Raw genomic sequence first — 25,816 nt, forward strand, 5'->3', positions numbered from 1 at the left:
CTTAATTTATTAAAATTCGGGTTTACTGAGATTAATTTAGTCTAAACAGATAAATCAACCTGATCGCCTTTCGCTTGTAACCAATTTTTACGGTCTTCGGAACGTTTTTTCGCTAATAACATATCCATGAGTTCTAATGTATTCGCGCCTTGGTCTTCCTCTAAATCATAAGTTAATTGAACAAGGCGACGCGTATTAGGATCCATTGTTGTTTCACGCAATTGCGATGGATTCATTTCACCTAAACCTTTAAAGCGTTGAACATTCGGTTTGCCTTTTTTATTTTTCAACCGATCTAAAATCGCCTCTTTTTCGTTTTCATCTAATGCGTAGAAGACTTCTTTATTTAAGTCAATGCGATAAAGTGGTGGCATTGCGACGTAAACGTGACCGTCTTGTACCAATTTCGGAAAATGGCGTAAGAACAGGGCGCAGAGGAGGGTGGCAATATGCAGGCCATCGGAGTCAGCATCCGCGAGAATACATACTTTACCATAGCGAAGTTGTGATAAATCATTGCTGTCAGGATCGATCCCTAGAGCAACGGCAATATCGTGAATTTCTGTTGAACCTAATACTTGATCAGGGGAAACTTCCCATGTGTTTAAGATTTTCCCACGTAACGGCAAAATCGCTTGATATTCACGATCTCGAGCTTGTTTTGCTGAACCGCCCGCAGAGTCGCCCTCCACTAAAAATAATTCTGTTTTTTCTAAATCTTGTGAGCCACAATCCGCTAATTTTCCTGGTAATGCAGGCCCACTAACAAGTTTTTTACGTACGACTTTTTTGGCTGCTCGTAATCGGCGTTGTGCGGAACTGATCGCGATTTCTGCTAATTTTTCAGCGTCTTGTACGTTTTGGTTGAGCCATAAACTAAACGCATCTTTTAAAACACCGCTGACAAAGACCGCACTTTGGCGTGATGATAAGCGTTCTTTGGTTTGCCCCGCGAATTGCGCATCCTGCATTTTAAGGGAAAGAATGTAAGAACAACGATCCCAAATATCATCAGCGGTAAGTTTTACGCCGCGTGGTAATAGATTTCTAAATTCGCAAAATTCACGAATGGCATCTAATAAACCTTGACGTAGGCCATTAACATGCGTTCCGCCTTGAATAGTCGGAATTAAGTTTACGTAGCTTTCGCCAATCAGTTCGCCACCTTCTGGCAACCAAAGTAATGCCCAGCTAACCGCTTCATTTGTTCCTTTAAATTTACCAACGAATGGTTTTTCAGGAAGAGTTTCAAAGCCATTAACTGCTTCGATAAGGTAATCGGAAAGACCATCTTCATATAACCAAATGTCTTGAGTATTGTTTACTTTATCAATGAATTTGATTTCAAGCCCTGAGCAGAGTACCGCTTTCGCTCTTAATAAATGGCGTAGGCGGCTAACGGAAAATTTTGCGCTGTCAAAATATTTTGGATTCGGTTTGAAGTGAACAGTTGTTCCCGTTGTGCGTCTGCCACAAGTCCCAATAACTTCCAATTCTTCTACTTTATTGCCGTTTTCAAAGGCAATTTTATACACTTCACCATTGCGTTTAACTTGAATATCCACGCGTTCAGAAAGCGCATTCACCACAGAAATCCCCACACCGTGTAAACCACCTGCAAATTCATAATTTTTATTGGAGAATTTACCACCCGCATGTAGTTTAGTCAGGATCACTTCTACGCCAGAAACGCCTTCCGTAGGATGAATATCTACAGGCATACCGCGACCATTATCTGTGACTTCAATAGATTGATCTGGGTGTAAAATTACTTCAATTTTTGTGGCAAAACCCGCAAGGGCTTCATCCACGCTGTTATCAATAACTTCTTGTGCGAGGTGATTCGGACGAGTGGTGTCTGTATACATACCGGGGCGAATTTGCACCGGCTCGAGATCTTTAAGAACGGTAATTTCTTGAGCTGAATAATTGGTTGTCATGGTTAGATGAGTCGTTAATTTTTTAAATTTGAGAAAATTCTATCAAAAAGTGCGGTGATATTCGACCGCACTTTTAATCGTATAAACTAGGCGTATTTTCATCTGGACGTGTTTTAAAACGACGATGTAGCCACATGTATATTGTTATGTCCTTCATTATTTCCTTTTCAACGATTTGATTCATTCGCGTAGCAATCGCCGTTTCATCTTGTAAATCCGTAAAATCAACAGGCGCTGAAATACTCACGGTATAGCCTGAACCATCTTTATTGCGTAATGGCGCAAATGGAATCACTTTGCTGTTTTGTGAGGATTTCAATAAATAATAACTACCAGTGGTTGTGCAAGCATCGGGCACTGCAAAAAATGGTACAAAAACAGCATTTTTTCTGCCGTAATCGTGATCAGGCGCATACCAAATGGTTTCTTCGTGACGTAAAGCTTTGATCATTCCGCGTAAATCTTTACGATCAAGCATATCTTTATTAGAGCGTAAACGACCTTGCGTTTGTAGCCAATCAAGCAAAGGATTATCATTTGGACGATAAACACCAATGCCGGGATGATGTAAACCAAGAATGCGTGCGCCAAGTTCTAGCGTTAAGAAATGAACACCGACGAGAACAATTCCATCTTTTTGATTTTCTTTTAGATAATGTAAGCCTTCAACTTTTGACCATTTTTTGATACGTGAATCCGACCAAAACCAAGCCATGCCAGTTTCGATAATTGCCATGCCTACTGAACGAAGATTTTCTTGCAAAATCGCCTCACGCTCGTTTTCAGGCATATCAGGGAAACAAAGTTTAAGATTACGGCGTGCAATGGCTGCTCGACGTTTACCCACTTTTAAATGTGAAAACAGCCAACCGAGACCATGACCAATATGGCGCAAAATAGGATAAGGAAGACATAAAATACTTCGCCAAATTGCCACGCCTAACCAAAAAAGCCAGTATTTTGGGGCTAAAAAGTGCGGTTGAAATTGAGGGAGTTTTTCGTTTTTCATTGTTCTTTCCACGTAAGTTAGGGGCGTAGTTTATCGTAAATTTGAGTTGTGGTAAAATCGCCACAATTTTGGTTATTCAAATAGAGAGATTTTAAAATGGCTCAATATTCAGCAGAATTTAAGCAAGCAAAAGTACTCGTATTAGGCGATGTGATGCTTGATCGTTATTGGTTCGGCGCAACGAACCGTATTTCACCAGAAGCACCTGTGCCAGTGGTTCGTGTACAAGAAAATGAAGAGCGCGCGGGGGGGGCTGCAAATGTAGCGATGAATATTGCTTCACTTAATGTACCCGTTCAGTTAATGGGGCTGATTGGACAAGATGAAACTGGTTCTGCGCTTTCTAATTTATTAGAAAAACAAAAAATCGATTGTAATTTTGTTGCATTAGAGACCCATCCAACCATTACTAAATTACGTATTTTATCTCGTCATCAACAGCTGCTCCGCCTTGATTTTGAAGAAGATTTCAATAATGTAGATTGCAAGGATTTATTAGCTAAGTTAGAAAGTGCGGTGAAAAATTACGGTGCTTTGATTCTTTCTGATTATGGTAAAGGCACGCTTAAAGATGTTCAGAAAATGATTCAAATTGCACGCAAAGCGAATGTACCTGTGTTGATCGATCCAAAGGGAACTGATTTTGAATGCTATCGTGGTGCGACATTATTGACACCAAATATGTCTGAATTTGAAGCTGTCGTGGGCAAATGCAATACAGAAGAAGAAATTATTGAGAAGGGTTTAAAATTAATTTCTGATATTGAATTAACCGCACTTTTGGTGACGCGTTCTGAAAAAGGAATGACATTATTGCGTCCAAATCAAGAACCCTATCATTTGCCAACCGTTGCAAAAGAAGTATTTGATGTGACGGGAGCCGGTGACACTGTCATTAGTGTATTAGCAACTGCATTAGCAGATGGACGTTCTTTTGAAGAATCTTGTTATTTAGCTAATGTTGCTGCAGGAATTGTGGTGGGGAAATTGGGTACTTCAACGGTTTCGACTGTGGAACTTGAAAATGCGATTCATGCTCGCCCTGACACTGGGTTTGGCATTATGAATGAAGCTGAATTAAAAGATGCTGTCGCACAAGCGAAAGCGCGCGGTGAAAAAATTGTGATGACTAATGGCTGTTTCGATATTTTGCATCCAGGGCATGTTTCTTATTTAGAAAATGCACGCAAATTGGGCGATCGTTTAATTGTTGCGGTAAACAGTGATGATTCAGTTAAACGCTTAAAAGGTGAAAGTCGCCCAATTAATAATCTTGAAACTCGTATGGCGGTATTGGCTGGTTTGGCATCAGTGGACTGGTTGGTGCCGTTCACCGAAGACACACCACAGCGTTTAATCGGCGAAATTCTACCAGATCTTTTAGTTAAAGGCGGAGATTACAACCCCGAAGAGATTGCTGGAGCAAAAGAAGTTTGGGCAAATGGCGGTGATGTTAAAGTGCTAAACTTTGAAAATGGTTGTTCAACAACAAATGTGATTGAAAAAATTAAATTATTGAAAGATTAGGTGAAAGGTTGGGGTGCAGATCATCTAGAACATTCATAAAAAATTACTTAAAATGACCGCACTTTTACAAGGAATTTTTATGCCCATTCGTCCTAATTTTGCTGAAAAAAGTACTATTATACAACAACATAAATTGAAACTAGATAAATCTTATTTTACGCAACCTACCGTTATTTGGGTTCGGCGTGGTCGGAAAATTCTACGTTGGATAAATGGAGAGAAAATTATCCAAGCTGGTGAAATGGTAATGTTGGCAGGAAATCAACGATTTGATGTGATTAATGAACCTGATGAACTAGGTGTATATCAAGCGGATTGGTTATCTATTGATAATGCAGTGGTTGAGAGATTTTTTGGGCTGCTTTCAAAGCCAAAAACCTTTGAAAGCCTGTTTCACTTGCCTGTACATCCTTTTATACAGCAAGCTTTTTCGATTGTTTCAAAAGCACTTTCCAGTGATGAAATTCCTGATCGTATTGTGGAAATTCGCTTGTGGGAATTACTAGCTTGGTTGTCGGAACAGGGTGGTGTATTTAATCCATTTTCTACCCCATCCTTAAAGTGTCAAATTAGTAAGAAAATTTCAGAAAATTTTGAGTATCACTGGAAAATTGGAGACATTGCAAAATTGTTAAATACCAGTGAAGCTACATTGCGCCGTCATCTCGCTGCAGAAAAAACATCGTTTCGGGAAGTATTAACTACAGTGCGAATGATGCGAGCGTTGAATTTGTTACAACTCACTCAACGCCCAATTTCACAAATCGCCTATGAAGTTGGCTATGAAAGTCATTCACGTTTTTCCGTGAAATTTAAACAACATTTTGGTTGTTCTCCGTTAGAGGTTCGGCAATCGAGTGCTGTTTAACGACTATGTTCCACAATAATAGAAGCTTCGGCAAGGGCATTAGCTTTAGTAAAATAACCGACTACAGCAGGCATTGTATCTGCCGTCACATTTGGCAAGGTTTCTACACTTACTGCTGTGACTTTAATTTCGTAACGATGTTTTTGTCCTTCGGGTGGACAAGCTCCGCCAAAGCCTGGCACGCCAAAATCAGTGCGGGTTTGCAGCGCACCTTGTGGTAAATTAGTACCATCAGCTTTAATGCCTTCAGGAAGAGCGGTCGTATTTGCAGGAATATTTGCAACGACCCAATGCATCCAGCCAATGCCTGTTGGCGCATCTTTATCATAGATCGTCACCACAAAACTTTTCGTCCCTTTCGGGGCATTTGTCCAAGATATCGCTGGTGACAGATTTCCTCCATTGCAACCAAAACCATAATCGGTACTTAACAAGTTTTTAGCGTGAAATCCGTGTTTAGGTAAATCTGGCACATTAATGCTAAAAACTGATGAGTTTGCACAAGATGTACCAGCAATAAGCGAACAAAATACGGTTGAGATTATTTTTTTCATGATTTTTCCTCTTCTGATGTACATGAGGTATTAGTATAGGAAATCTTATTGACTAAAATTGTGCAAAAACGCTCAAATGTTTTTTTATTTCTGATATGGTTTGCAGATTTTTGTGAAAATTAATCGCTTTCTTTTGTTTTATCATCCACTACTTTCCACGGTATAAACCGCTCGAAATCTGTCGAAAGCGAACCCAAGCGTGCTGTAATGTCCTCTGAAGCAATGAGGATGATATATGAACAGCTCGGTAATTTCATCATTATAAGTTAAAAATTGATTATCTAAAGTATTAGTTTTAAAGTTATCACTCATATATCTTCAACTACGTATTACATTTTGAAGAATCTATAAATGTCTTTATTTTTCAGTAATTTACAAAATATTAGACTATATATATTCAAAAAAGAAAGTGTAAAAAGTAAATTAATAATCGTTTCTTATTTCAATCAATTTAGAGATGAGTTGTTAATGTGGCAATGAGGGGAGATAAATAGGCAACATTTGAAGGTTGCCATGTTAATCATCTGGCTTTTTTAGCTTTAAACCTTGCATTTAAGCCTATTCATCGCTAGAATGCAGGCTCCTTGTCATCGCTGAGTTAGAGATCGGCGAATGATGTATTAACAACACTACCTTTTAGGAGTAAAAAATGTCTCTAAGTACTGAAAAAAAAGCAGCAATCGTTGCTGAATTTGGTCGTGATGCGAAAGATACTGGTTCTTCTGAAGTTCAAATCGCATTATTAACTGCACAAATCAACCACTTACAAGCTCACTTTGCTGAGCACAAAAAAGACCACCATGGTCGTCGTGGTTTATTACGTATGGTTTCTCGTCGTCGTAAACTTTTAGACTACTTAAAACGTACTGATCTTGCTTTATATCAAAGCACTATCGCTCGTTTAGGTTTACGTCGCTAATTTTTATTACGATAGTAAAAAATCAAGCCCTCGAATATCGAGGGCTTTTTTTATAGTTTTATTTTAATTTTATAGGCGCTCTTCAGACTATCATCAAAATAAATAAAATATTTGGCTGATATATTAACTTGCCATCTTCTAATGTTCACATAATAAACATACATCTAATTTTAGTTGTTTGTTATGAAATTGCTGTAATGTACTACGGTGACCTACGCTGAGAATGATCATTTCGGGCAGACGCTCTTTAATTGTTTGGTAGAGTAAATGCTCGGTTGTTTCATCCAATGCTGAAGTCGTTTCATCGAGAAATACAACATCTGGTTTAGTGAGTAAAATACGAATAAAGGCCACTCTTTGAAGTTCACCGGGCGATAAAATCGCTTGCCAGTCATTTTTTACATTAAGTGCGTGTATATATTTTCCTAGCGCACAATCCCTCATGGTTTGTTCTAATTCTGTGTGACTTGGATTGATATTTGGATAACAAATTGCTTCTCGTAAACTACCCTGCGGCATATAAGGTCGTTGTGGCAGGAATAAACTTCCCATGCATGGATGCTCTGCAATACCTATGGTTTCAAAAGGATAGATTCCTGCAATTGCTTTTAGCAGCGATGTTTTTCCTGTTCCAGATGCACCTTGAATCAATAGGGCATCTCCATTTTCTAAATGAATATTTAAATTATTGAGTAGTGCATGACCTTGTTCATCTTTAATACCGAAGTTTTTTAAGGCGACACGATGAGAACAATGAAAAGGATGGTGAATGTTTTGTTTATCTAATTCATCCATTTTTGTTATAAAACCATAAAGACGATTTAACCGAGCTTGATAGAGTGTGAATTGCTCATAGAACAAGCGGAAGAATGAAAGTGCGGTCATTAATCGGTTAAATGCTTGGACTGTTTGATGCATATCTCCTAGTTTTATCTGACCAGAAAAAAAACGTGGTGCTTGTAACATTAAAGGTAATAACTTAGCCACGCGAGTTACCCCAGAGTTGAAACTATTTAAGCCCAACATTTTTAATACAATGGACCAACGGTTATGAATAATTTGACGGAATTGATATTGTAAGAAAGTTTGTTCTTTTGGCTCACCATTATAAAAAGCAATGCTTTCTGCATTGTCTCGTACACGGATTAAGGAATAACGATAATCGCCATTGAGTTTCTCTTTTGTAAAATTTAGCTTAATTAGTGGGCGACCAATCCACACGGACATGAGAGTTGCAAAAATAATAAAAGAGTAAATGAAGAAAACGACGCCTTTTTCGATATTAAATCCAAATAAAGTTAACACACCAGAAAGTGACCATAAAATAATCGTAAATTCAATGGTCGTGAGCACCGAGTTAATCATGCCTCGCACAATTTGTACCGTACTGGTAATAAATTCTCTTGCATCTTGTTCGATACGTTGATCGATATTATCCGGTAAATCTCGTTCGTATTTTAGGCGATAGTATTTTTTCTTATTTAGCCAGCGTTTAACAAGTGTTGCATTAAGGCTTTCCAACCAACGAATTTCAAATACTTGTTGAAAGAAGTAATCAGCAATGGCATGTATAACTTGTGCTACCACAAGGAGAGCATTTAGTTTTGCAAAGAACCAAAATTTCTCAATATTTAATTCTTGCATTGAGCTATACAATCCATTGTAAAAAAATGAATTAAGTACACTAAATCGTACTTCCAACAATATCATCATAAAGAGCACTAACAACATTAAAATTAGTTTAATGCTTGTTTTTTTGTTCATTGATGGAGAGACAATACACCAGAATTTTTTGCCGAAAGTAGTTTGTTTTAAGGCTAACATTGTTACGCTAAAGCACAATATCACCCAAAAAAGTGCGGTTAAAATCCAGTTTAAACTATTATTAAGTTCGGTTTGCCAGTTCATTGATTTCCTATAAAAAATGAAAATCCTCTATTCCTATATAGAGATAGAGGATATATTTTTATGAATTAAAAGCTGAATTTTGCACTTAGTACAACTTCACGCGGTGAACCTATAGATAAGTGTTCCATGGTTGCTGTGGTATGAGAGATAAAATAATGTTTATTAGTAAGGTTTTTACCTGTTAAACGTAAATTAAGATCTTGCTTGCCGAGTTTTACGTCATAAGAAATAAAGGCATTATAAAGCGTAGCAGATGGTATTTTTAACCAAGTCGCTTGACCATTATTGATATAGTTAAATCCCCAGCTTCCTTGATATTCAGCACCAGCACCTGTACGCCAATGCCCCCCTAAGAAGTGCCCCCAATCGTAGATTAATGTTAATCCAGCAAGATGTCTTGGTGTACTATCAAAATCAGTACCTATATTTTGTGGTTCAGCATCATCACGCAATACTTTTGTTTTAGTATAAGTATAATTGGCTGAAATTGTTAGTTTGTCAGTTAGCTTGCCATTAATATCAATTTCGATACCTTGAGAACGATCTTTGCCTGCAATTTTAATAACATTTTCATTTGTAGCAGGATCTTTATAGCGTTTTGCGGTGTTATCTTTAATTATATGGAATAAAGCTAGGTTAGCACTTAACCATTCATTATTGTATTTGGTTCCAATTTCAAATTGACGACTTGTTTCAAGTTTGATTTTTTCACCTTTGTAATCCCAGCTACGAGAGGGATTAGGTTTAGCTGACGTACCTACATTTCCATAAATAGACCAGTCAGGTGTAATTAAGTGAACTAAACCTAATTGTGGTAAAAGGGCAAAACCACTGTCATTATTACGGAATTTTTGATTTTCGCGTCCTTGTCCTGATTTTATTTGATGCCATTGTGCCCGAACACCACCAGAAACAATCCATTTGTCACCCAAATAGATTGCATCCTGCACGACTAAACCAAGAGTTTTATATTGTTCTAACATATCGCTAGTTCGTACATCTGTTTTTGACGATGCCTGCCCATTAATCACCTGTGTTGAATTATATTCTGGGGTATCAATAGACATTGTATGTGTTCCGCTACGGCGTAAATCGCCAATCGTTAACTGATATTTTTGTAGTTCAACAGCCGTACGTAATTGGTGAGTAACGGAAGGGGATTGTTCTATAATCCCAATAGCAGATAAATTCAAACTATTATTCACTGCATCGGATGGATTTGTACTGTCAATTCTTCTTGTTACCTTTCTGGTTTTGGCATCATATTTTGTAATACGAGCTTGCCAATCAGAATAATGATTTTTTGCATATCCATAATCTGCTTTCAGAGTCCAATTTGGATTTAATTTGTGTTCAGCATTAAATTGAATAGTATGAGAGTAACCTGTTGTTACATTGATTGGATCATCTAATCTTCTTTCTAATGGAATATCAACAGGTTTTCCATAATTTGGGTTATGGTTAAGCCCAATTTTTTTATTTGTGTCTATGAAAATACCACGATCAAAATCACCTTTATAATCTTGATATTCATAAGACAAGGTTAATTTTGTTGAATCATTTTTCCAAGATAAAGATGGTGCAATGATTGTTTCTTTATTTTCACCAAAATTACGCCAAGAATGTTTTTTCTTGTGATCAGCAACGATGCGATAAGCGAATCCAGTATCAGCAATGGGGCCTGTAACATCAATTCCAAAATTACGGCTATAATTTGAACCGTAACTTGTATCTAACGTTGTTTTATGGTTTTCATAGGAAGGTTTTTTAGTTACAACGTTAATTACGCCGCCTGGGTTTTGCATGCCATATAATACTGAAGCTGGGCCTTTTAGTACTTCAACTCGTTCTACGTTAGCATTAAAGTTACGTGCTAGTGGACTTGCAAGTCCGTTACGCATAATAGAACCATCACGATTTCCACCGTAGCCACGGCGTTTTACTGTATCAAGTGTGCCTGCTAAATTATTACCTTGACTTAAACCACTAATTCCTTTTACTGCGTCTTCTAAAGTACTTGGCTGTTTATCCTGTAATTGTTCTTGTGTCACAATATCAATACTATAAGGTGTATCAATAATTGATGAATTTACGCCCGTAATTTCAGTGCGCTCAGCCTTATAGCCTTTTTCATTAACAAGTTTTGTAATGACTTCAATACCTTCTAATGTGTGTTCATTAGTTGAATGTTCTTTTGCATTTACATTCGCTACAAACGAAACAGAAACTCCAGCAAAAAGTGCGGTGTAAATTAGGCTTAATTTAAAATTCATAAATTGCTTCCCAAAAGTTAAATCTAGGTTAAAAAAGAGTGGCGAGTATAAAAAAATATAATAATTTAAGCAATGAAAATTATTATCATTTAATTGTGTTGCATTGATCAATAGTATTTTTAAAAGGAAATAAAAAAACACCGCACTTTGGATGGAAAAGTGCGGTGTTTTTTAGAAGACTTTATTAATATTTATAGAGTTCGTTATATAAGTTACGCTCAAATTGTACCAGTGGCGCACGTTTTGTTTTGCTTTCCAAATCGCCTGTTGAGTAGCCATTAATAAATTGTACAAAGGCTACTTTTTCCCCTCGAGCATTTGTCATAAATCCGGCTAGGTTATAAACCCCTTTTAAAGATCCAGTTTTAGCAATCACATTTTTTACTAATGGCGGGCTAATTAATCCACCTCGCCCACTGATCGTGCCATCTACACCTGCGATGGGGAAAGTTTCCATTAAATGTAATTTATCTTCGTTTTTGGCGATGTATTCTAAAACGGATAGCATTGTTTTAGGTGCTACAAGATTATGGCGAGACAGACCTGAACCATCGGCTAAAATACTGTTGCCAAAACGAATTCCCTGTTTTTGTAATATGGATTTAATCGCTAATGTACCTAATTGAAAGGATGTAGGGCGTTTATAGTAATTGAATGCCACCGCTCGGAACAATGAATCGGCAATTTGGTTATCCGATTTTTTCATCATTTTTTTCAATAAATCTGGTAATGGTTTGGATAAATGTTTAGCTAATAGCTGACCTTGTTGTGGTTTTTGGGGCAGCATGACTTTGCCATTAAACTCAATACCTAATTGTCTTAATTGACGTTGAATAATCGCAGCAGCATAAGCATCTGTATCTTGCACAGCAAAGCTTAAGCCAAAAGGTTTAGATTGACGGGCTAGACATCCTTTTACTTGATAGCGATTATTGTCGTGTACAACAACATCAAGCTGACAATAAGGCGCTTCATTGCTATCCGCTACATAGACTTGTCCAAACACTTGAATTGGAAATTGTGCAGGTACATTGATTTTTACTGTTTCACCAGGATTTTGATTGGCATCTAGTTCCGCATAAAAACAGTTGTTATCGATATTTGCAGCTGCTGGGGGAGAGTTGAAACACATTGTGAGATCGTTCCAAATCCAACCTAATCCTCGGTCATGACTGGAAAAAACAGAGGTATCTAATACTAAATCGCCATTAATTTTTTTGATACCTTGTTTTTTTAATTCTGCAAGTAAGCTATAAAGTTGGCCGCTAGTGAGATCAGGATCGCCTGTAAAACGCACGATTAAGTGACCATCTAAATTCCCATTTTGAATTTTCCCATTAGTCAAAAGAGCGGTCTCAAATTGGAATTGATCACCTAATGCAAGTTTAGCCGCAACAGCTGTAAAAACTTTTTGTGTACTTGCAGGAAGCATAAAGGTTGAGCCATTATAATCTGCGATAATTTGGTTTTGATTTATATTTTTTGCGATGAAACCTACGCTAGAACCTTCAGGCAATTTTTGTGTTAAATCTGAAACATTAATATTGGCGAAAGTCGGCAGGCTAAAACTCACTGAAAGTAAAAAGGATCCAAGTGCGGTTGAAATTGAAGATAATTTTTTCATATTAGGTTTGTTATGGTTGCTATTTTTTTTTAGACGAACAATAATAAGCCCCGAATGAAATTGAGTAAATCATTTTCTCATTTCAAGTTTATTTTTAATAATACTGCGGCAAGATTTTAGTATTTTGCCGTGGTTTTTGTTTTATTTAGTAAAAGGAAAAACAATGCAACAAATTCCAATGACTGTGCGTGGCGCAGAACAATTACGTGAAGAATTGGATTTCTTAAAAAATGTACGTCGTCCTGAAATTATTAAAGCGATAGCAGAAGCCCGTGAGCACGGTGATTTAAAAGAAAATGCAGAATATCATGCGGCTCGTGAGCAACAAGGTTTTTGTGAAGGCCGTATTCAAGAGATTGAAGGTAAACTTGGTAATGCTCAAGTTATTGATGTCACAAAAATGCCAAATAACGGTAAAGTTATTTTTGGTGCAACCGTTGTGCTTGTAAATACAGATACAGACGAAGAAGTCACTTATCGCATTGTGGGCGATGATGAAGCGGACATTAAATCTGGTTTGATTTCGGTTAATTCACCAATTGCGAGAGGTTTAATTGGTAAAGAATTAGATGATACCGTTAATATTACAACGCCTGGCGGTGTCGTTGAGTTTGATATTATTGAAGTGAATTATATTTAAATAAAAAAGTGCGGTTAAAAATGACCGCACTTTTGTTGTTATTTGCGTGGAAGCTGAATTTTTGCTTCTTCGCTTGGGCGATAAAGCACCAAAATATGCCCGATAGTTTGTACTTGTGCAGCTTTAGTTTCACGCACAATCGCATCGATAATAAGTTGTTTTGTTTCGCGATCTGCACCAGCAACTTTTACTTTAATGAGTTCGTGATGATTAAGTGCATTTTCAATTTCAGCAAGTACGCCTTCGGTTAAGCCATTTCCACCAAGCATAACGACTGGGTTAAGATGGTGCGCAAGACCTTTTAAAAATTGTTTTTGTTTGGTTGATAAGGTTGTCATAAGGATTCCTAATTAAAAAGAGCGGTTGATTTTCTCAATGTTTTTCACTGATTTCAATCAGCTTCGGCTTGAATTCGGCAGATTGTAACCAAATATAAGCAAAACTACTACCAAAAATAGAAGATTATGGGAAAGAAAAAACGTTCAGCGAGTTCTTCTCGCTGGCTAAATGAACATTTTAGTGATCAATTTGTGCAAAAAGCGCATAAGCAAAAGTTGCGATCACGCGCTTATTTTAAGATTGATGAGATTCAGCAAACGGATAAATTATTTAAACAAGGAATGACCGTGGTCGATCTCGGCGCAGCACCTGGCGGTTGGTCGCAATATGTGGTGGGGCAAATTGGTGGCAAAGGTCGAGTGATTGCTTGTGATATTTTGGAAATGGATCCCATTGTAGGCGTTGATTTTCTGCAAGGCGATTTCCGTGATGAAAACGTTTTGAATGCTTTATTAGCGCGCGTAGGCGAAGATAAAGTTGATGTTGTGATGTCTGATATGGCACCAAATTTTAGTGGAATGCCGTCAGTGGATATTCCACGCGCAATGTATTTGGTCGAGCTTGCTTTAGATATGTGTAAACAAGTCTTGGCAACCAAAGGAAGCTTTGTTGTTAAAGTTTTCCAAGGTGAAGGCTTTGATGAATATTTAAGAGAAATTCGTTCTTTATTTAATGTGGTGAAAGTGCGTAAGCCTGAAGCATCACGCGGACGTTCTCGCGAAGTATATATTGTGGCAACAGGCTATAAAGGTTAATTGCTTTGATAGCTTTTCATTGCTAATAATGTATAGTATCTTGTAAAAAATTTTTTAACTTAGGAAAGGTAGGTTAGACTTTGAACGATATGGTCAAAAATCTGGTGCTTTGGGTGGTAGTCGCAGTCATTATGATGACTGCATACCAGAGTTTTAATTCCTCTTCGGTAGATAATTCTACTGATTATACAACCTTTGTTTACGATGTAAGCAACGGACAAGTGACAGCGGCACGTTTTGATGCTAATGAGATTACGGTAACGAAAACGGATGGTTCTAAATATTCAACCGTAATGCCCCCACTTGAAGACAAAAAATTGCTTGATGATTTGTTAAGCAAAAAAGTCAAGGTGGAAGGTACGCCATTTGAAAAACGTGGTTTCTTATCCCAAATTTTAATTTCTTGGTTCCCAATGTTATTCCTTGTGGGCGTATGGGTATTCTTTATGCGCCAAATGCAAGGCGGTGGTGGCAAAGCGATGAGCTTTGGTAAAAGCCGCGCAAAAATGCTGAACCAAGATCAGATTAAGGTTACTTTTGCGGATGTCGCTGGTTGCGATGAAGCAAAAGAAGAAGTGGGCGAAATCGTTGATTTCTTGCGTGATCCGAATAAATTCCAAAACTTGGGTGGTAAAATTCCAAAAGGTATCCTTATGGTAGGGCCTCCAGGTACTGGTAAAACCTTACTGGCTCGTGCTATCGCAGGGGAAGCAAAAGTTCCATTCTTCACTATTTCTGGTTCTGATTTCGTAGAAATGTTTGTGGGTGTTGGCGCATCACGTGTACGAGATATGTTTGAACAGGCTAAGAAAAATGCACCTTGCTTAATCTTCATTGATGAAATCGATGCTGTGGGTCGCCAACGTGGTGCGGGTTTAGGTGGTGGACATGATGAACGTGAACAAACCTTAAACCAAATGCTGGTTGAAATGGATGGGTTTAGTGGTAATGACGGCGTAATTGTTATTGCAGCAACTAACCGCCCAGATGTGCTTGACCCAGCCTTAACTCGTCCAGGTCGTTTTGACCGACAAGTTGTTGTTGGTTTACCTGATGTAAAAGGTCGTGAGCAAATCTTAAAAGTCCATATGCGAAAAGTGCCTGTAGCACAAGATGTTGATGCAATGACATTGGCTCGTGGTACGCCTGGCTATTCTGGTGCAGATTTAGCAAACTTAGTGAATGAAGCCGCTTTATTTGCTGCTCGAGTGAATAAACGTATGGTAACCATGCTTGAGTTTGAAAAAGCGAAAGATAAAATCAATATGGGGCCAGAGCGTCGAACCATGATTATGACGGATAAGCAAAAAGAGTCCACTGCTTATCATGAAGCTGGCCATGCGATTGTGGGTTATTTAGTACCTGAACATGATCCTGTACACAAAGTGACGATTATTCCTCGTGGACGAGCATTGGGTGTGACATTCTTCTTGCCTGAAGGTGATCAAATTAGTATTAGCCAAAAACAATTGGAAAGTAAGCTTTCTACCTTGTATGCGGGGCGTTTAGCAGAAGATTTGATTTACGGTGAGGAAAATATCTCAACGGGTGCATCGAATGATATTAAAGTAGCGACTAATATCGCGCGTAATATGGTGACGCAATGGGGATTCTCTGACAAATTAGGTCCAATTCTTTATACGGAAGATGAGGGCGAGGTTTTCTTAGGTCGTTCAATGGCGAAAGCAAAACATATGTCAGATGAAACCGCTCATGCAATTGATGAAGAAGTTCGTGCAATTGTAAATCGTAACTATGCGAGAGCAAGACAGATTTTGACTGATAATATGGATATTCTGCACGCAATGAAAGATGCGTTAGTCAAATATGAAACCATTGAAGAAGAACAAATTAAACAATTGATGAATCGTGAACCAGTCACACCGCCATCAGGTTGGGGAGAACCGAAAACACAACAGGCTGCTTATGCAAATTCAACAACGAATGATGCAAAGCCTGAAAGTGCGGTAGAAAATACCGACGATTTTAATGTTTAACTTATCAAAGCCTTTCTTCGGAAAGGCTTTATTTTTATCAGAAATAGATAGATCTGTTCATTATTTAGGCATAGAATGATTATAACCAAACAGCAATGATTATTTTCAGGTAATGTAATTTATAAGGAGTTCACATGAAAAATAGAAGTCCATTATTTTTTTTATCGATGGTTACAATAGGGAGTCATGTTCAGGCGTTTGATGCAAATACGGATACTGTAAATAATTGGGATACTGTAGATATACATAGTCATGGTAAAAAAGTTGAGGATACATCTGATAAAATTAAGTATGAATTTAATTATAAGGACGGAGATATTATTGGTACAAAAAATTGGCAACCACATTCCGGTGGAAGTACAATAAATAAGATAATTGATGTTAGGAATAGAACATCATCAACAGATGCCTTAAAAAAAGATATAACAGAAACAACAATAAAAACTCCGGGAAATTTGAATATTATACATGTTGATGATGGCACTCCAATTAGCTGGCAAGATGGAGTACAGGTGTATAATTCTAATAATAAGAATGTTGAAAGATCTGAAACTATACTTAATTTTGATACAGAGCTTAATGTTGATATAACTACACATAGAAATTATTCTAGTCGTTATTATTCTATATTTAATGTTTTTGATGTTGATGGACAAGGTAATAGTGCTGGAGATGTAACAAAACCAGTTTCAATTGTCAATTTATTAAAGAAAACGACTGTAAAAACTACTGCACAATCTATACCAGAAAAAACAGATTTAAGTTTACCTGAAAGAAGGGTTAATGTATTTTTGGCTAAAAGTAATGGCGGTGGAGAATCGCATCTTACTTTTAAGGATGATTTAACAATGGAGAGTAAATCTACTAAAGATAATCTACAATTAACTGGATTCCGTTTAGAAAATAGAGATGAAAATCGTTTTAAAAAAGTTTCAGAAAAAGACACTATTGACAAAGAAAATGGAGGATCAACACTTACTTTTGAAGGAAATGTAGGTAGTTCGATGACTGGAAACACAACAACAAAATTGTGGTTTTTATCAAATACTCAAATTGGGGGGGGGTAAAAGTTACAAGTAAAGCAGGAAAAACATTTACTTCAGAAATATTAAATACTTCTACTGATAACAACGCTGAGAGTCTTAACCTTTATTCAAAGACTACTACAAATGGAGAAAGTAAGTTACTATTTAATTCAAATATGAATTTAATTACTTCAAATAAGAATGGAAGTATTTGGGGTATGTTTCTTGATGCAGAAGAAAATGGTAAAAATATTTTAGAATTCAATGGAGATAAAAATGAAATAAAAACCAGTAATGATGGAACTAGTGCTTGGGTATATGGAATTAAAACTTCTTCTACAAATGGAGAAAATAATATCAAGTTAAAAAACACTAATATAACGACTAATTCTAATTATGTTGCAAGAAGTATTGAAATATCTGATGAAAATCTTGGTAAAAATAATTTTGAATTAGAGAATGCAAATATTAACACAGTAGGTAATTATTCTTATGGGATTAATATAGAAAGTAGTAATAAAAATAATGGTAGTGGAGAAAATACTATAAATTTTAAAGGAGAAAATACTTTTAATTCAACAGGAGGAAAAAGTGCTTGGGGATTTAGAATAGTAAAAAATAAAGTTAACAGAGGAGAAGGAACAAAAATAACGTCTGATCAAGATTCAACTTTAAATATAGTATCTAAGGGAAATACTGTTAGCCATGGTATTTATTTATCTCATGAAGAAGAAAATAATAAAGCCAATACTACATTTAATGGAAAAGTAAATATAGATGTTTCTACAAATGATCAAGGATATGGAGTATATCACAGCCATAAGAAACAAAATAATGTTACTAATACAGTGTTTAATAATGATACTGTTATTCGTATAAATGGTAATGGAAGAAAAATGGCAGTCTATAATGAAACTCCAGAAACTACACCAGATGATTCAAAAAGTATAATATCATTTAATAAGAAATTAACTATTGATGGAGAGCCAACAGATCCTGCATTAGTCTCTAGTGGAAAAAATGCTGAAATAACTGTTGCAGGTAAAGATGATGTAAATATATTAGGCAATATTTTTACATCAAATAAAGGGAAAGTTACTTTAAATTTATTAAATAAAAATTCTTATTTAGTAGGGCTTGCTAAGAATAATGATACTGGAATTATAGATATGAAGTTGGCTAATTCTAGTAATTGGTTAATGACTGATGATTCAAAAATAAATACATTGGATATTTCTTCTGAGGGAACAGTTCATTTTTCAAATACAGAAAATACGGCAACATTATCTGTTGATAATTTAAAAGGTAATGGTGGAATATTTAAAATGCAAGGAAATGTTCAGGCTGGAAAAACAGACTTGCTGTCTATAAAAACTAGTAGTGAAGGAAATCACTATATAGAGTTTAAAAATATGGCAGATTCCAAATCTACGGGAACGGAAGTGTTGCAATTAGTGGAAAGTTCAGGTAAGGCAAAAGACTACAAGGCGGTATTTTCATTACTTAATGAAGATAATCATGTATCGGTTCTTACAGATGATAAAAAGCCTAGCCATCCTAAAGCTGTCATAGAAAAAGGTGCATACCTATATACATTAGGTAGAGCCACTGACTCTAAAATTGTTTCTATTACTGATGCGAATGTAAATAACTGGTATCTATTCCCTTATGAGGACGATGGTAAGGGCAAATTGACGCCAGGGGCAGAAAGTAGCCTAAGTTTTAGTAACACAATCTATCAAATTAACTTATTAAATACAGAAACATTAGTTCAGCGACTTGGGGAAATCCATTTTGATAAAACAGATTTAAAACCTCATAATGCTTGGATTAAACATGTTAATGGAAAATATACAAGTTTTGCCAATGACACCATCGGTAGTTTTAGTACTCATTATTGGGGAATTAAAGCCGGTTTTGATTGGTTGAGTTTAAGAAATAATTGGGTTAATTATAATGGGATTTCGATTGAAAATCTAAATGCTTCCACATACCCTAAACGTTTTGAAGGTAAAACAAAAATATACGGTAAAGGCATTGGTATTTATTCTACCTGGTTAAATAAAAATAATGATATTTACGTCGATTTAGTCGGTAAGATGATGCGGTATAAAGGAAAATACGACATTGTGAATTATTCTAATGAAAATATTAAATCAAATAATGCAAGTATTAATTCTTACTTATTATCTATTGAGACTGGAAAAAGATCTTATCTTTTACAGAAAAAAGAAAAAGCATTTTATATTCAACCTGAAATGCAATTGATTTATCAATTTGTAGATGATTATACACTTCATTCTTCAAATGGTTTGAAATCAATGACTAAAAATTCAAATAGTTTAATTGGACGTATTGGATTTAGAGCTGGATTAGATTTTTATGGCGATAGTGTGTTAAGCCCTTATATTAAGCTTATGTATAATAAGGAATTTTTAGGCTCAGTCCTTAATGATCTAAATACAGCTAAAATAGAAATGAATAATAAGGATGATTGGTTTAATTACGGAGTAGGTATCAGCCATGAAAATAAGAAAAAAGGAAGACAGATTTACTTGGATGTTCAACGCTCTAATAAACATTTAATTCGACAAGATTGGCAAGTTAATTTAGGATTAAGATACAGCTTCTAATTTAACTAGTTGAGATAAATCATTCTACGTTCTATGTTAATAGCCTTTCTTCGGAAAGGCTTTATTTTTTCCTAATGATTTTTTTCTTGAGCGTATTCCGCTATAATCGCCCACCAAAATCACTCTAAAAACTAACCGCACTTTATGAAACTTTACGCGAATAATAAATGTCTTGATTTAAGCGTGCCTCAAATTATGGGAATCCTTAATTTTACGCCTGATTCTTTTTCTGATAGAGGACAGTTTTTTAGCTTGGATAAAGCGCTTTTTCAAGTTGAAAAAATGTTGGAAGAAGGAGCGACAATTATTGATATTGGTGGTGAATCTACGCGTCCGTCATTCCTTTATAATGATGCGGATGAAGTCTCTGAACAAGAAGAATTGCATCGTGTTGTGCCAGTAGTGGAGGCGGTGCGAAGCCGTTTTGATTGCTGGATTTCTGTCGATTCTTCAAAAGCAGTTGTGATGCGTGAAGCAGCAAGTGTTGGAATGGATTTGATTAATGATATTCGTGCTTTGCAAGAGCCAAATGCGTTAGAAACCGCAGTAAAACTAGCTTTACCTGTTTGTATCATGCATATGCAAGGGCAACCTAGAACGATGCAGGCAAATCCTCATTATGAGAATGTCGTACAAGATGTATTCGCTTTTTTACAGAAACGTACTAATGAATGTCTTTCTGCTGGTGTTAAAAAAGAAAACTTAATTTGGGACATGGGATTTTGTTTTGGTAAGTCTGTACAGCATAATTATCAATTATTACAAAATCTGAATGAATTTTGTCATAGTGGATATCCTGTGTTAGCGGGATTATCTCGCAAATCAATGATTGGTGCGGTGCTTGATAAACCCGTCGATCAGAGAGTGATAGGCAGTGCGGCAGGCACGCTTATTGCAGCGCAAAAAGGTGCAAAAATTTTACGCGTACATGATGTTGCTGCAACATCAGATATGCTCAAAGTTTGGCAGGCAACAGAAAATGCCTGATGATTTTATAACGATAAAAAATTAAAGGAATTGTGTTATGGTAAATCGTAAATATTTTGGAACAGATGGTGTGCGTGGAAAAGTGGGTACTTATCCAATTACACCAGATTTCGCATTAAAATTAGGTTGGGCTGCAGGAAAAGTATTAGCTTCTCAAGGTTCTAAAATGGTTTTAATCGGTAAAGATACTCGCATTTCTGGATATATGTTGGAATCAGCCCTTGAAGCAGGTTTGGCTGCTGCGGGGTTATCTGCTGCATTTACCGGCCCTATGCCTACACCCGCTATTGCTTATTTAACCAGAACTTTCCGTGCTGAAGCGGGTATTGTGATCTCGGCCTCTCATAATCCTTATTATGATAATGGCATTAAATTCTTTTCAGCAAAAGGGACTAAATTACCTGATGAAATTGAAGAAGCCATTGAAGCGATGTTAGAGCAACCGATGGATTGTGTGGAATCTGCAGAATTAGGTAAAGCAAGTCGTATTAATGATGCAGCCGGACGCTACATTGAGTTTTGTAAAGGCACATTCCCAGCTCACTTAGGCCTAGAAGGTTATAAGATCGTGGTAGATTGTGCAAATGGTGCGACCTATCATATTGCGCCTAACGTGTTGAGAGAGCTTGGTGCGGAAGTCATTGAAATTGGTACAGATCCAAATGGTTTGAACATTAATGAAAAATGTGGCGCAACGGATGTGACAGCATTGCAAGCGAAAGTAGTTGAAATGAAAGCTGACGTTGGCTTAGCTTATGATGGCGATGGTGACCGCATTATGATGGTCGATCATTTAGGAAATAAAGTTGATGGCGACCAAATTCTCTTTATTATTGCACGTGAAGCATTGCGCTCAGGCCAATTAAAAGGCGGTGTCGTTGGCACATTAATGAGTAATATGAGCTTAGAGATTGCGTTGAAAATGCTTGGTGTTCCTTTCTTACGTGCAAATGTAGGTGACCGTTACGTATTGGAAAAAATGGTTGAAAACGATTGGACGCTTGGTGGTGAGAATTCTGGACATATTATCATTGCGGATAAGAATACAACGGGTGACGGCATTGTTGCGTCATTGGCTGTATTGGCGGCGATGGCACAGCATAAATTATCATTAAATGAATTAGCGAGTGCGGTTAAATTATTCCCACAAGTGTTAATCAATGTACGTTTTGCAGGTGGGGATAATCCACTTGAAAGTGACGCTGTAAAATCTGTTGCCGCAGACGTTGAAAAACGTTTAGAAGGCAAAGGTCGTATTTTATTGCGTAAATCGGGTACGGAACCACTTATTCGAGTTATGGTGGAATGCCAAGACGCTACACTTGCACAACAATGTGCAGAAGAAATTGCAGAAGCAGTTAAATCTCATTAATTTTTTAACCGCACTTTATTTAGTGCGGTTTATTTTTATCAAATACTTAGGAAAGCAAATGAATATTTTTATTATGCGTCATGGCGAGGCTGAAGTAATGGCTAATAGTGATAAAGCTCGTCGCTTAACTGCTTATGGTATTAAACAAGCTTTTTCTCAAGGAGAATGGTTAAAACAGCATTTAAGTACACTATTAATTAATTCACTAGATCGTATTTTAGTTAGCCCTTATGTTAGAGCTCAAGAAACCTTTCATCAAGTTAATCAAGCTTTTGATTTGGAGTTAGAAAATAAACTTGAAACTTGGGAGGGAATAACCCCTTATGGCCATGCGCATTCAGTCATTGATTATTTAGAAGTGCTGAAACATGATGGGGTTAAATCTGTGTTGATTATTTCTCATTTACCTTTAGTGGGAGAAATCGTTGCTGAACTGTATGGAAAACGAAATCCAATACCATTTTATCCTGCAACGATTGCTCAATTATTATGGGATGGTAATAAATCAGAAATATTGATACATCAAGCATCTAGAGAAATTCATAAAATTGATTAAATCTAAAACATATATTCATATACATTTCTTTACAAAAAATAAAGTTTTTCTATGGAACTTTTTTTAAAATATATTTAATATCAATATGTTAATGCTCTTTTTGCACTTGTTTATTTATCAGAAATGTAAATTTTTGTATTAGCTATTTTCTTTTAATAAAATTTCCGTAAACTACGCCACATCAAAGCAATAGGGCTTTGCCGTAATCAAGATTTATTCTATGGAGAAAATTATGAAAAAATTAACACTAGCATTAGTTTTAGGTTCAGCTTTAGCGGTAACTGGTTGTTTCGATAAAGAAGAAGCTGCACAAAAAGTTGACGCAGCTAAACAAGCTTCAACTGAAGTGAAAAACACTGCAGTAGAGAAAGCCGCTGAAGTTAAAGATGCAGCAATGGCACAAGTTGAACAAGTAAAAGATGCTGCTACTTCTAAAATGACTGAAGTTAAAGATGCAATTTCTGAAAAAGCAACTCAAGCAGCTGATGCAGTAAAAGAAGCTGCAAAATAATGCTTTAATCAATTTAAATGATAAAATCCCTGTTAAAGAAATTTAATAGGGATTTTTTATTTAGGAAAACAAAATATGTTATGTGCAATTTATAAAAGTAAAAAGAAACCGGGAAGCTATCTGTATATTGCGAAAAGAGACGATTTTTCTCAAGTGCCAGAAGTGTTACTGAGCCACTTTGGAAAACCAGAATTAGTCATGATGTTTAATTTACTTGGGAATAAGCCGCTACATAATGTAGATAGTAATGAGGTATTGGAAAAAATTAAACAACAAGGATTTTATTTGCAAATACCAAAACAAGATGATGGTTTATTTAATAGCTTGAGTGAGATCAAATAAATTGTTTATTTTTGATACGAAAAAGAGAAAATTTGCGTTATCTCAAATTTTTAAAGGAAAAATTCTTTTAAAATCCACCGCACTTTTTAAAGGAGAGAAAAATGAGTAGCTTTTTTGTTGCGGGGACAGATACGAATGTGGGAAAAACCACGGCAACCCGCGCGATTATTCAAGCCTTGCAAAAACAAGGTGTGCAAGTGGTTGGCTATAAACCCATTGCTTGTTGCGGTGAGGAAAGTATTTACCCTGCGATGCAAGAAGAAAATACATCAGATTATGATAATTTATCAAATTCAGATGTATTAACATTAATGGATTCTACCAAAGAAAATGTGTCCTACAAGGATATTAATAGTTATACATTTAGCCATAGCGCACCGATGCTGACACAAGATAGGACGCGTATTAAGTTAGATAAAATTAATCATGATTTAACTCGATTAAATCAAAATTATCAGTCTGTGGTGGTTGAGGGCTCGTTTGGTTTAATGACTCCAATGGCGGAAGGAAAAAGTTTTGCTGATTGGGTTGCTCAACGAAAAATGCCTGTGGTTCTTGTGGTTGGTATTAAAGATGGTTGTGTGAATCACGCGTTGTTAACTGTGCAAGCGATTCAACAGCTAGGCGTTCCGTTATTGGGCTGGATAGCTAACCGTGTTAATCCATTATTGAGCCATTATGCAGAAATTGTTGATTTGCTTGTTGAGCATATTGATGCGCCGCTTTTAGGTAAAATTCCTTATTTGCATAAACCAGAAGAGCAAGAATTGGGACATTATTTGACGGATATTGATCGATTAATGTATATGCAAACAGAGTTAGTCAAATAATAAAGTGCGGTTAAAGTTTTTTATATTTAGATAAGGGCGTAAATAACGCCCTTATTTTGTGGAAGAAAGTTTAAATTATTGAGGTCTTACACCTAACATATGACAAATTGCATAAGTTAATTCACTACGATTTAGCGTATAGAAATGGAAGTCATTCACTCCTTCACGAGATAAAATTTTCACCATATCCATCGCAACACTTGCAGCTACAAGATTACGAGTAGTTTGATCATCGTCTAATCCTTCATAAGCGTTAACAAGCCATGCAGGAATTTTTACATTAGTGAAAGAAGCCATTTTTTGTAATTGCTTAAAGTTAGTTACAGGTAAAATGCCCGGCACGATTTCAGTATCAATACCAATTGATGCACAACGATCACGGAAGCGAAGGTAGTTTTCAATATCAAAGAAAAATTGAGTGATAACATGATTTGCACCCGCATCAATTTTACGTTTCAAATTGATTAAATCTGCTTGTGCTGATTTTGCTTCTGGATGAACTTCTGGATAAGCTGCTACAGAAATATCAAAATCAGCGACAGAACGGAGTAATTCCACCAGATCTGACGCATAAAATGGTTTTTTAGCATATCCTTTGGGTTCGTCACCGCGTAACGCAACGATGCGACGAATACCACTGTCCCAGTAATCTTTAGCAATTTGTTTTAATTCTTCAGGAGTAGCATCAATACCAGTTAAATGCGGAGCAGCCTCTAAGCCAGTTTCTTGTTTGATTGCTTTTACAATACTATGAGTGCGGTCACGCTCGCCAGAGTTTGCGCCGTAAGTAACAGAAACGAATTTAGGTTTTAACACTTTTAAACGATGAATTGAATCCCATAAAAGCGTTTCCATTTTTTCATTTTTTGGTGGGAAAAATTCAAAAGAAACATTAATTTTTTTATTGAAGTCAGCGATGTGCTGATTAAGCGTGTCAATTTCTTTAGCGTAGCTCATAAAAATTCCTATAGCTAGTATGATGATATTTGAGTTAACAATAAAATAACTTTATGTATGAGTCAATTTTAATAAATTCATTAAAAACATTAATTTAGTTAATGTAAATAGGTTTCAGCAAAAATACTAAAATATTGCATAAAAAATTAGCATTAATGAAATAAATATGTATAATACTCCGACCCTGTAAATGTGCGAATTCCCATCGTACATTATTTTATCGAGATCTCACTCGAAGGGGTGGCGATTA

22 protein-coding genes and 1 pseudogene are annotated in these 25,816 nt (G+C 36.3%); 14 read left to right on the forward strand and 9 right to left on the reverse strand.

The window, feature by feature from the left end; genetic code table 11:
- Positions 1-41: 41 nt before the first annotated feature.
- Complete coding sequence (parE, locus tag DV428_RS05945; protein ID WP_114909037.1) at positions 42-1,940, reverse strand: DNA topoisomerase IV subunit B; 1,899 nt, start codon at positions 1,938-1,940, stop codon at positions 42-44.
- Positions 1,941-2,013: 73 nt separating this feature from the next.
- A complete protein-coding gene (htrB, locus tag DV428_RS05950) occupies positions 2,014-2,949 on the reverse strand; it encodes a lipid A biosynthesis lauroyl acyltransferase HtrB (RefSeq protein ID WP_114909038.1) in 936 nt (311 codons plus the stop codon).
- 96 nt (positions 2,950-3,045) lie between these two features.
- On the opposite strand from htrB, the gene hldE reads away from it, so the two are divergent.
- Entirely contained in the window at positions 3,046-4,476 is a 1,431-nt protein-coding gene (hldE, locus tag DV428_RS05955) for a bifunctional D-glycero-beta-D-manno-heptose-7-phosphate kinase/D-glycero-beta-D-manno-heptose 1-phosphate adenylyltransferase HldE (protein WP_114909039.1), read from the forward strand.
- 79 nt (positions 4,477-4,555) lie between these two features.
- Complete coding sequence (locus DV428_RS05960) at positions 4,556-5,344, forward strand: AraC family transcriptional regulator (RefSeq protein ID WP_239993695.1); 789 nt, start codon at positions 4,556-4,558, stop codon at positions 5,342-5,344.
- On the opposite strand, the gene DV428_RS05965 is transcribed toward DV428_RS05960, so the two are convergent.
- Both DV428_RS05965 and DV428_RS09840 read right to left on the reverse strand, forming a co-directional pair.
- On the reverse strand, positions 5,341-5,898 hold the full coding sequence (locus tag DV428_RS05965; protein ID WP_114909041.1) for a YbhB/YbcL family Raf kinase inhibitor-like protein: 558 nt from the start codon (positions 5,896-5,898) through the stop codon (positions 5,341-5,343). The genes DV428_RS05960 and DV428_RS05965 overlap by 4 nt on opposite strands.
- 125 nt (positions 5,899-6,023) lie before the next feature.
- Positions 6,024-6,177, reverse strand: a pseudogene (locus tag DV428_RS09840) (type I restriction endonuclease); the annotation flags it as partial.
- A gap of 370 nt (positions 6,178-6,547) precedes the next feature.
- Here DV428_RS09840 and rpsO point away from each other — a divergent pair.
- Entirely contained in the window at positions 6,548-6,817 is a 270-nt protein-coding gene (rpsO, locus tag DV428_RS05970) for a 30S ribosomal protein S15 (RefSeq protein ID WP_005628925.1), read from the forward strand.
- A gap of 138 nt (positions 6,818-6,955) precedes the next feature.
- Here rpsO and DV428_RS05975 read toward each other — a convergent pair whose 3' ends face one another.
- The 3 genes from DV428_RS05975 to dacB all read right to left on the reverse strand — a co-directional run bounded on the left by DV428_RS05975 (position 6,956) and on the right by dacB (position 12,622).
- On the reverse strand, positions 6,956-8,725 hold the full coding sequence (locus DV428_RS05975; protein WP_114909042.1) for an ABC transporter ATP-binding protein/permease: 1,770 nt from the start codon (positions 8,723-8,725) through the stop codon (positions 6,956-6,958).
- Positions 8,726-8,790: 65 nt separating this feature from the next.
- A complete protein-coding gene (locus DV428_RS05980; protein ID WP_114909043.1) occupies positions 8,791-10,998 on the reverse strand; it encodes a TonB-dependent siderophore receptor in 2,208 nt (735 codons plus the stop codon).
- 184 nt (positions 10,999-11,182) lie between these two features.
- Positions 11,183-12,622, reverse strand: coding sequence for a serine-type D-Ala-D-Ala carboxypeptidase (gene dacB, locus DV428_RS05985; RefSeq protein ID WP_114909044.1), 1,440 nt, complete (start codon positions 12,620-12,622; stop codon positions 11,183-11,185).
- A 163-nt stretch (positions 12,623-12,785) separates the two neighbouring features.
- Here dacB and greA point away from each other — a divergent pair, with 163 nt between their 5' ends.
- Positions 12,786-13,262: a transcription elongation factor GreA gene (greA, locus tag DV428_RS05990; RefSeq protein WP_005628917.1), complete on the forward strand. Its 477-nt coding sequence runs from the start codon at positions 12,786-12,788 to the stop codon at positions 13,260-13,262.
- 38 nt (positions 13,263-13,300) lie between these two features.
- On the opposite strand, the gene yhbY is transcribed toward greA, so the two are convergent.
- The gene (yhbY, locus tag DV428_RS05995) at positions 13,301-13,600 is read right to left on the reverse strand and encodes a ribosome assembly RNA-binding protein YhbY (RefSeq protein ID WP_005628915.1); all 300 of its coding nucleotides are present in this window, start codon (positions 13,598-13,600) and stop codon (positions 13,301-13,303) included.
- A 126-nt stretch (positions 13,601-13,726) separates the two neighbouring features.
- Here yhbY and rlmE point away from each other — a divergent pair, with 126 nt between their 5' ends.
- The 10 genes from rlmE to bioD all read left to right on the forward strand — a co-directional run bounded on the left by rlmE (position 13,727) and on the right by bioD (position 24,609).
- On the forward strand, positions 13,727-14,356 hold the full coding sequence (gene rlmE, locus DV428_RS06000) for a 23S rRNA (uridine(2552)-2'-O)-methyltransferase RlmE (RefSeq protein ID WP_005637911.1): 630 nt from the start codon (positions 13,727-13,729) through the stop codon (positions 14,354-14,356).
- 89 nt (positions 14,357-14,445) lie between these two features.
- A complete protein-coding gene (gene ftsH, locus DV428_RS06005) occupies positions 14,446-16,353 on the forward strand; it encodes an ATP-dependent zinc metalloprotease FtsH (RefSeq protein WP_114909045.1) in 1,908 nt (635 codons plus the stop codon).
- Positions 16,354-16,487: 134 nt separating this feature from the next.
- Positions 16,488-17,420: a hypothetical protein gene (locus DV428_RS06010; protein ID WP_114909046.1), complete on the forward strand. Its 933-nt coding sequence runs from the start codon at positions 16,488-16,490 to the stop codon at positions 17,418-17,420.
- On the forward strand, positions 17,384-20,011 hold the full coding sequence (locus DV428_RS06015; protein WP_162790786.1) for an autotransporter outer membrane beta-barrel domain-containing protein: 2,628 nt from the start codon (positions 17,384-17,386) through the stop codon (positions 20,009-20,011). Before DV428_RS06010 ends, DV428_RS06015 begins: the two co-directional genes overlap by 37 nt.
- A gap of 144 nt (positions 20,012-20,155) precedes the next feature.
- Positions 20,156-20,998, forward strand: coding sequence for a dihydropteroate synthase (gene folP, locus DV428_RS06020; RefSeq protein ID WP_114909048.1), 843 nt, complete (start codon positions 20,156-20,158; stop codon positions 20,996-20,998).
- A 37-nt stretch (positions 20,999-21,035) separates the two neighbouring features.
- A complete protein-coding gene (glmM, locus tag DV428_RS06025) occupies positions 21,036-22,370 on the forward strand; it encodes a phosphoglucosamine mutase (RefSeq protein WP_114909049.1) in 1,335 nt (444 codons plus the stop codon).
- A gap of 58 nt (positions 22,371-22,428) precedes the next feature.
- Positions 22,429-22,926 (forward strand): phosphohistidine phosphatase SixA, encoded by a 498-nt coding sequence (gene sixA, locus DV428_RS06030; RefSeq protein WP_114909050.1) that lies wholly within the window; start codon positions 22,429-22,431, stop codon positions 22,924-22,926.
- Positions 22,927-23,146: 220 nt separating this feature from the next.
- Entirely contained in the window at positions 23,147-23,437 is a 291-nt protein-coding gene (locus tag DV428_RS06035; protein WP_114909051.1) for a hypothetical protein, read from the forward strand.
- Between the two features lie 75 nt (positions 23,438-23,512).
- Entirely contained in the window at positions 23,513-23,779 is a 267-nt protein-coding gene (locus tag DV428_RS06040) for a YcgL domain-containing protein (protein WP_114909052.1), read from the forward strand.
- 101 nt (positions 23,780-23,880) lie between these two features.
- Positions 23,881-24,609: a dethiobiotin synthase gene (gene bioD, locus DV428_RS06045; RefSeq protein WP_005631588.1), complete on the forward strand. Its 729-nt coding sequence runs from the start codon at positions 23,881-23,883 to the stop codon at positions 24,607-24,609.
- 75 nt (positions 24,610-24,684) lie between these two features.
- Here the strand turns inward: bioD and metF are convergent, their stop codons facing one another.
- Positions 24,685-25,566 carry a methylenetetrahydrofolate reductase gene (gene metF / locus DV428_RS06050; protein ID WP_114909053.1) on the reverse strand — a complete coding sequence of 294 codons (882 nt, stop codon included), beginning with the start codon at positions 25,564-25,566 and terminating at the stop codon, positions 24,685-24,687.
- Positions 25,567-25,816: the final 250 nt, after the last annotated feature.

Source organism: Haemophilus haemolyticus, assembly GCF_003352385.1.
Taxonomy (GTDB): Bacteria; Pseudomonadota; Gammaproteobacteria; order Enterobacterales; family Pasteurellaceae; genus Haemophilus; species Haemophilus haemolyticus_I.

Bases quoted from the DNA above. Each gene is read 5' to 3' on its own strand.
- DV428_RS05960 (WP_239993695.1), top strand. From the start codon at position 4,556: ATGCCCATTCGTCCTAATTTTGCTGAAAAAAGTACTATTATACAACAA.
- DV428_RS05965 (WP_114909041.1), bottom strand. From the start codon at position 5,898: ATGAAAAAAATAATCTCAACCGTATTTTGTTCGCTTATTGCTGGTACA.
- rlmE (WP_005637911.1), top strand. From the start codon at position 13,727: ATGGGAAAGAAAAAACGTTCAGCGAGTTCTTCTCGCTGGCTAAATGAA.
- yhbY (WP_005628915.1), bottom strand. From the start codon at position 13,600: ATGACAACCTTATCAACCAAACAAAAACAATTTTTAAAAGGTCTTGCG.
- metF (WP_114909053.1), bottom strand. From the start codon at position 25,566: ATGAGCTACGCTAAAGAAATTGACACGCTTAATCAGCACATCGCTGAC.
- folP (WP_114909048.1), top strand. From the start codon at position 20,156: ATGAAACTTTACGCGAATAATAAATGTCTTGATTTAAGCGTGCCTCAA.
- rpsO (WP_005628925.1), top strand. From the start codon at position 6,548: ATGTCTCTAAGTACTGAAAAAAAAGCAGCAATCGTTGCTGAATTTGGT.
- DV428_RS05975 (WP_114909042.1), bottom strand. From the start codon at position 8,725: ATGAACTGGCAAACCGAACTTAATAATAGTTTAAACTGGATTTTAACC.
- DV428_RS06035 (WP_114909051.1), top strand. From the start codon at position 23,147: ATGGAGAAAATTATGAAAAAATTAACACTAGCATTAGTTTTAGGTTCA.
- bioD (WP_005631588.1), top strand. From the start codon at position 23,881: ATGAGTAGCTTTTTTGTTGCGGGGACAGATACGAATGTGGGAAAAACC.
- sixA (WP_114909050.1), top strand. From the start codon at position 22,429: ATGAATATTTTTATTATGCGTCATGGCGAGGCTGAAGTAATGGCTAAT.
- DV428_RS06010 (WP_114909046.1), top strand. From the start codon at position 16,488: ATGAAAAATAGAAGTCCATTATTTTTTTTATCGATGGTTACAATAGGG.
- dacB (WP_114909044.1), bottom strand. From the start codon at position 12,622: ATGAAAAAATTATCTTCAATTTCAACCGCACTTGGATCCTTTTTACTT.
- glmM (WP_114909049.1), top strand. From the start codon at position 21,036: ATGGTAAATCGTAAATATTTTGGAACAGATGGTGTGCGTGGAAAAGTG.
- greA (WP_005628917.1), top strand. From the start codon at position 12,786: ATGCAACAAATTCCAATGACTGTGCGTGGCGCAGAACAATTACGTGAA.
- parE (WP_114909037.1), bottom strand. From the start codon at position 1,940: ATGACAACCAATTATTCAGCTCAAGAAATTACCGTTCTTAAAGATCTC.
- htrB (WP_114909038.1), bottom strand. From the start codon at position 2,949: ATGAAAAACGAAAAACTCCCTCAATTTCAACCGCACTTTTTAGCCCCA.
- hldE (WP_114909039.1), top strand. From the start codon at position 3,046: ATGGCTCAATATTCAGCAGAATTTAAGCAAGCAAAAGTACTCGTATTA.
- DV428_RS06040 (WP_114909052.1), top strand. From the start codon at position 23,513: ATGTTATGTGCAATTTATAAAAGTAAAAAGAAACCGGGAAGCTATCTG.
- DV428_RS05980 (WP_114909043.1), bottom strand. From the start codon at position 10,998: ATGAATTTTAAATTAAGCCTAATTTACACCGCACTTTTTGCTGGAGTT.
- ftsH (WP_114909045.1), top strand. From the start codon at position 14,446: ATGGTCAAAAATCTGGTGCTTTGGGTGGTAGTCGCAGTCATTATGATG.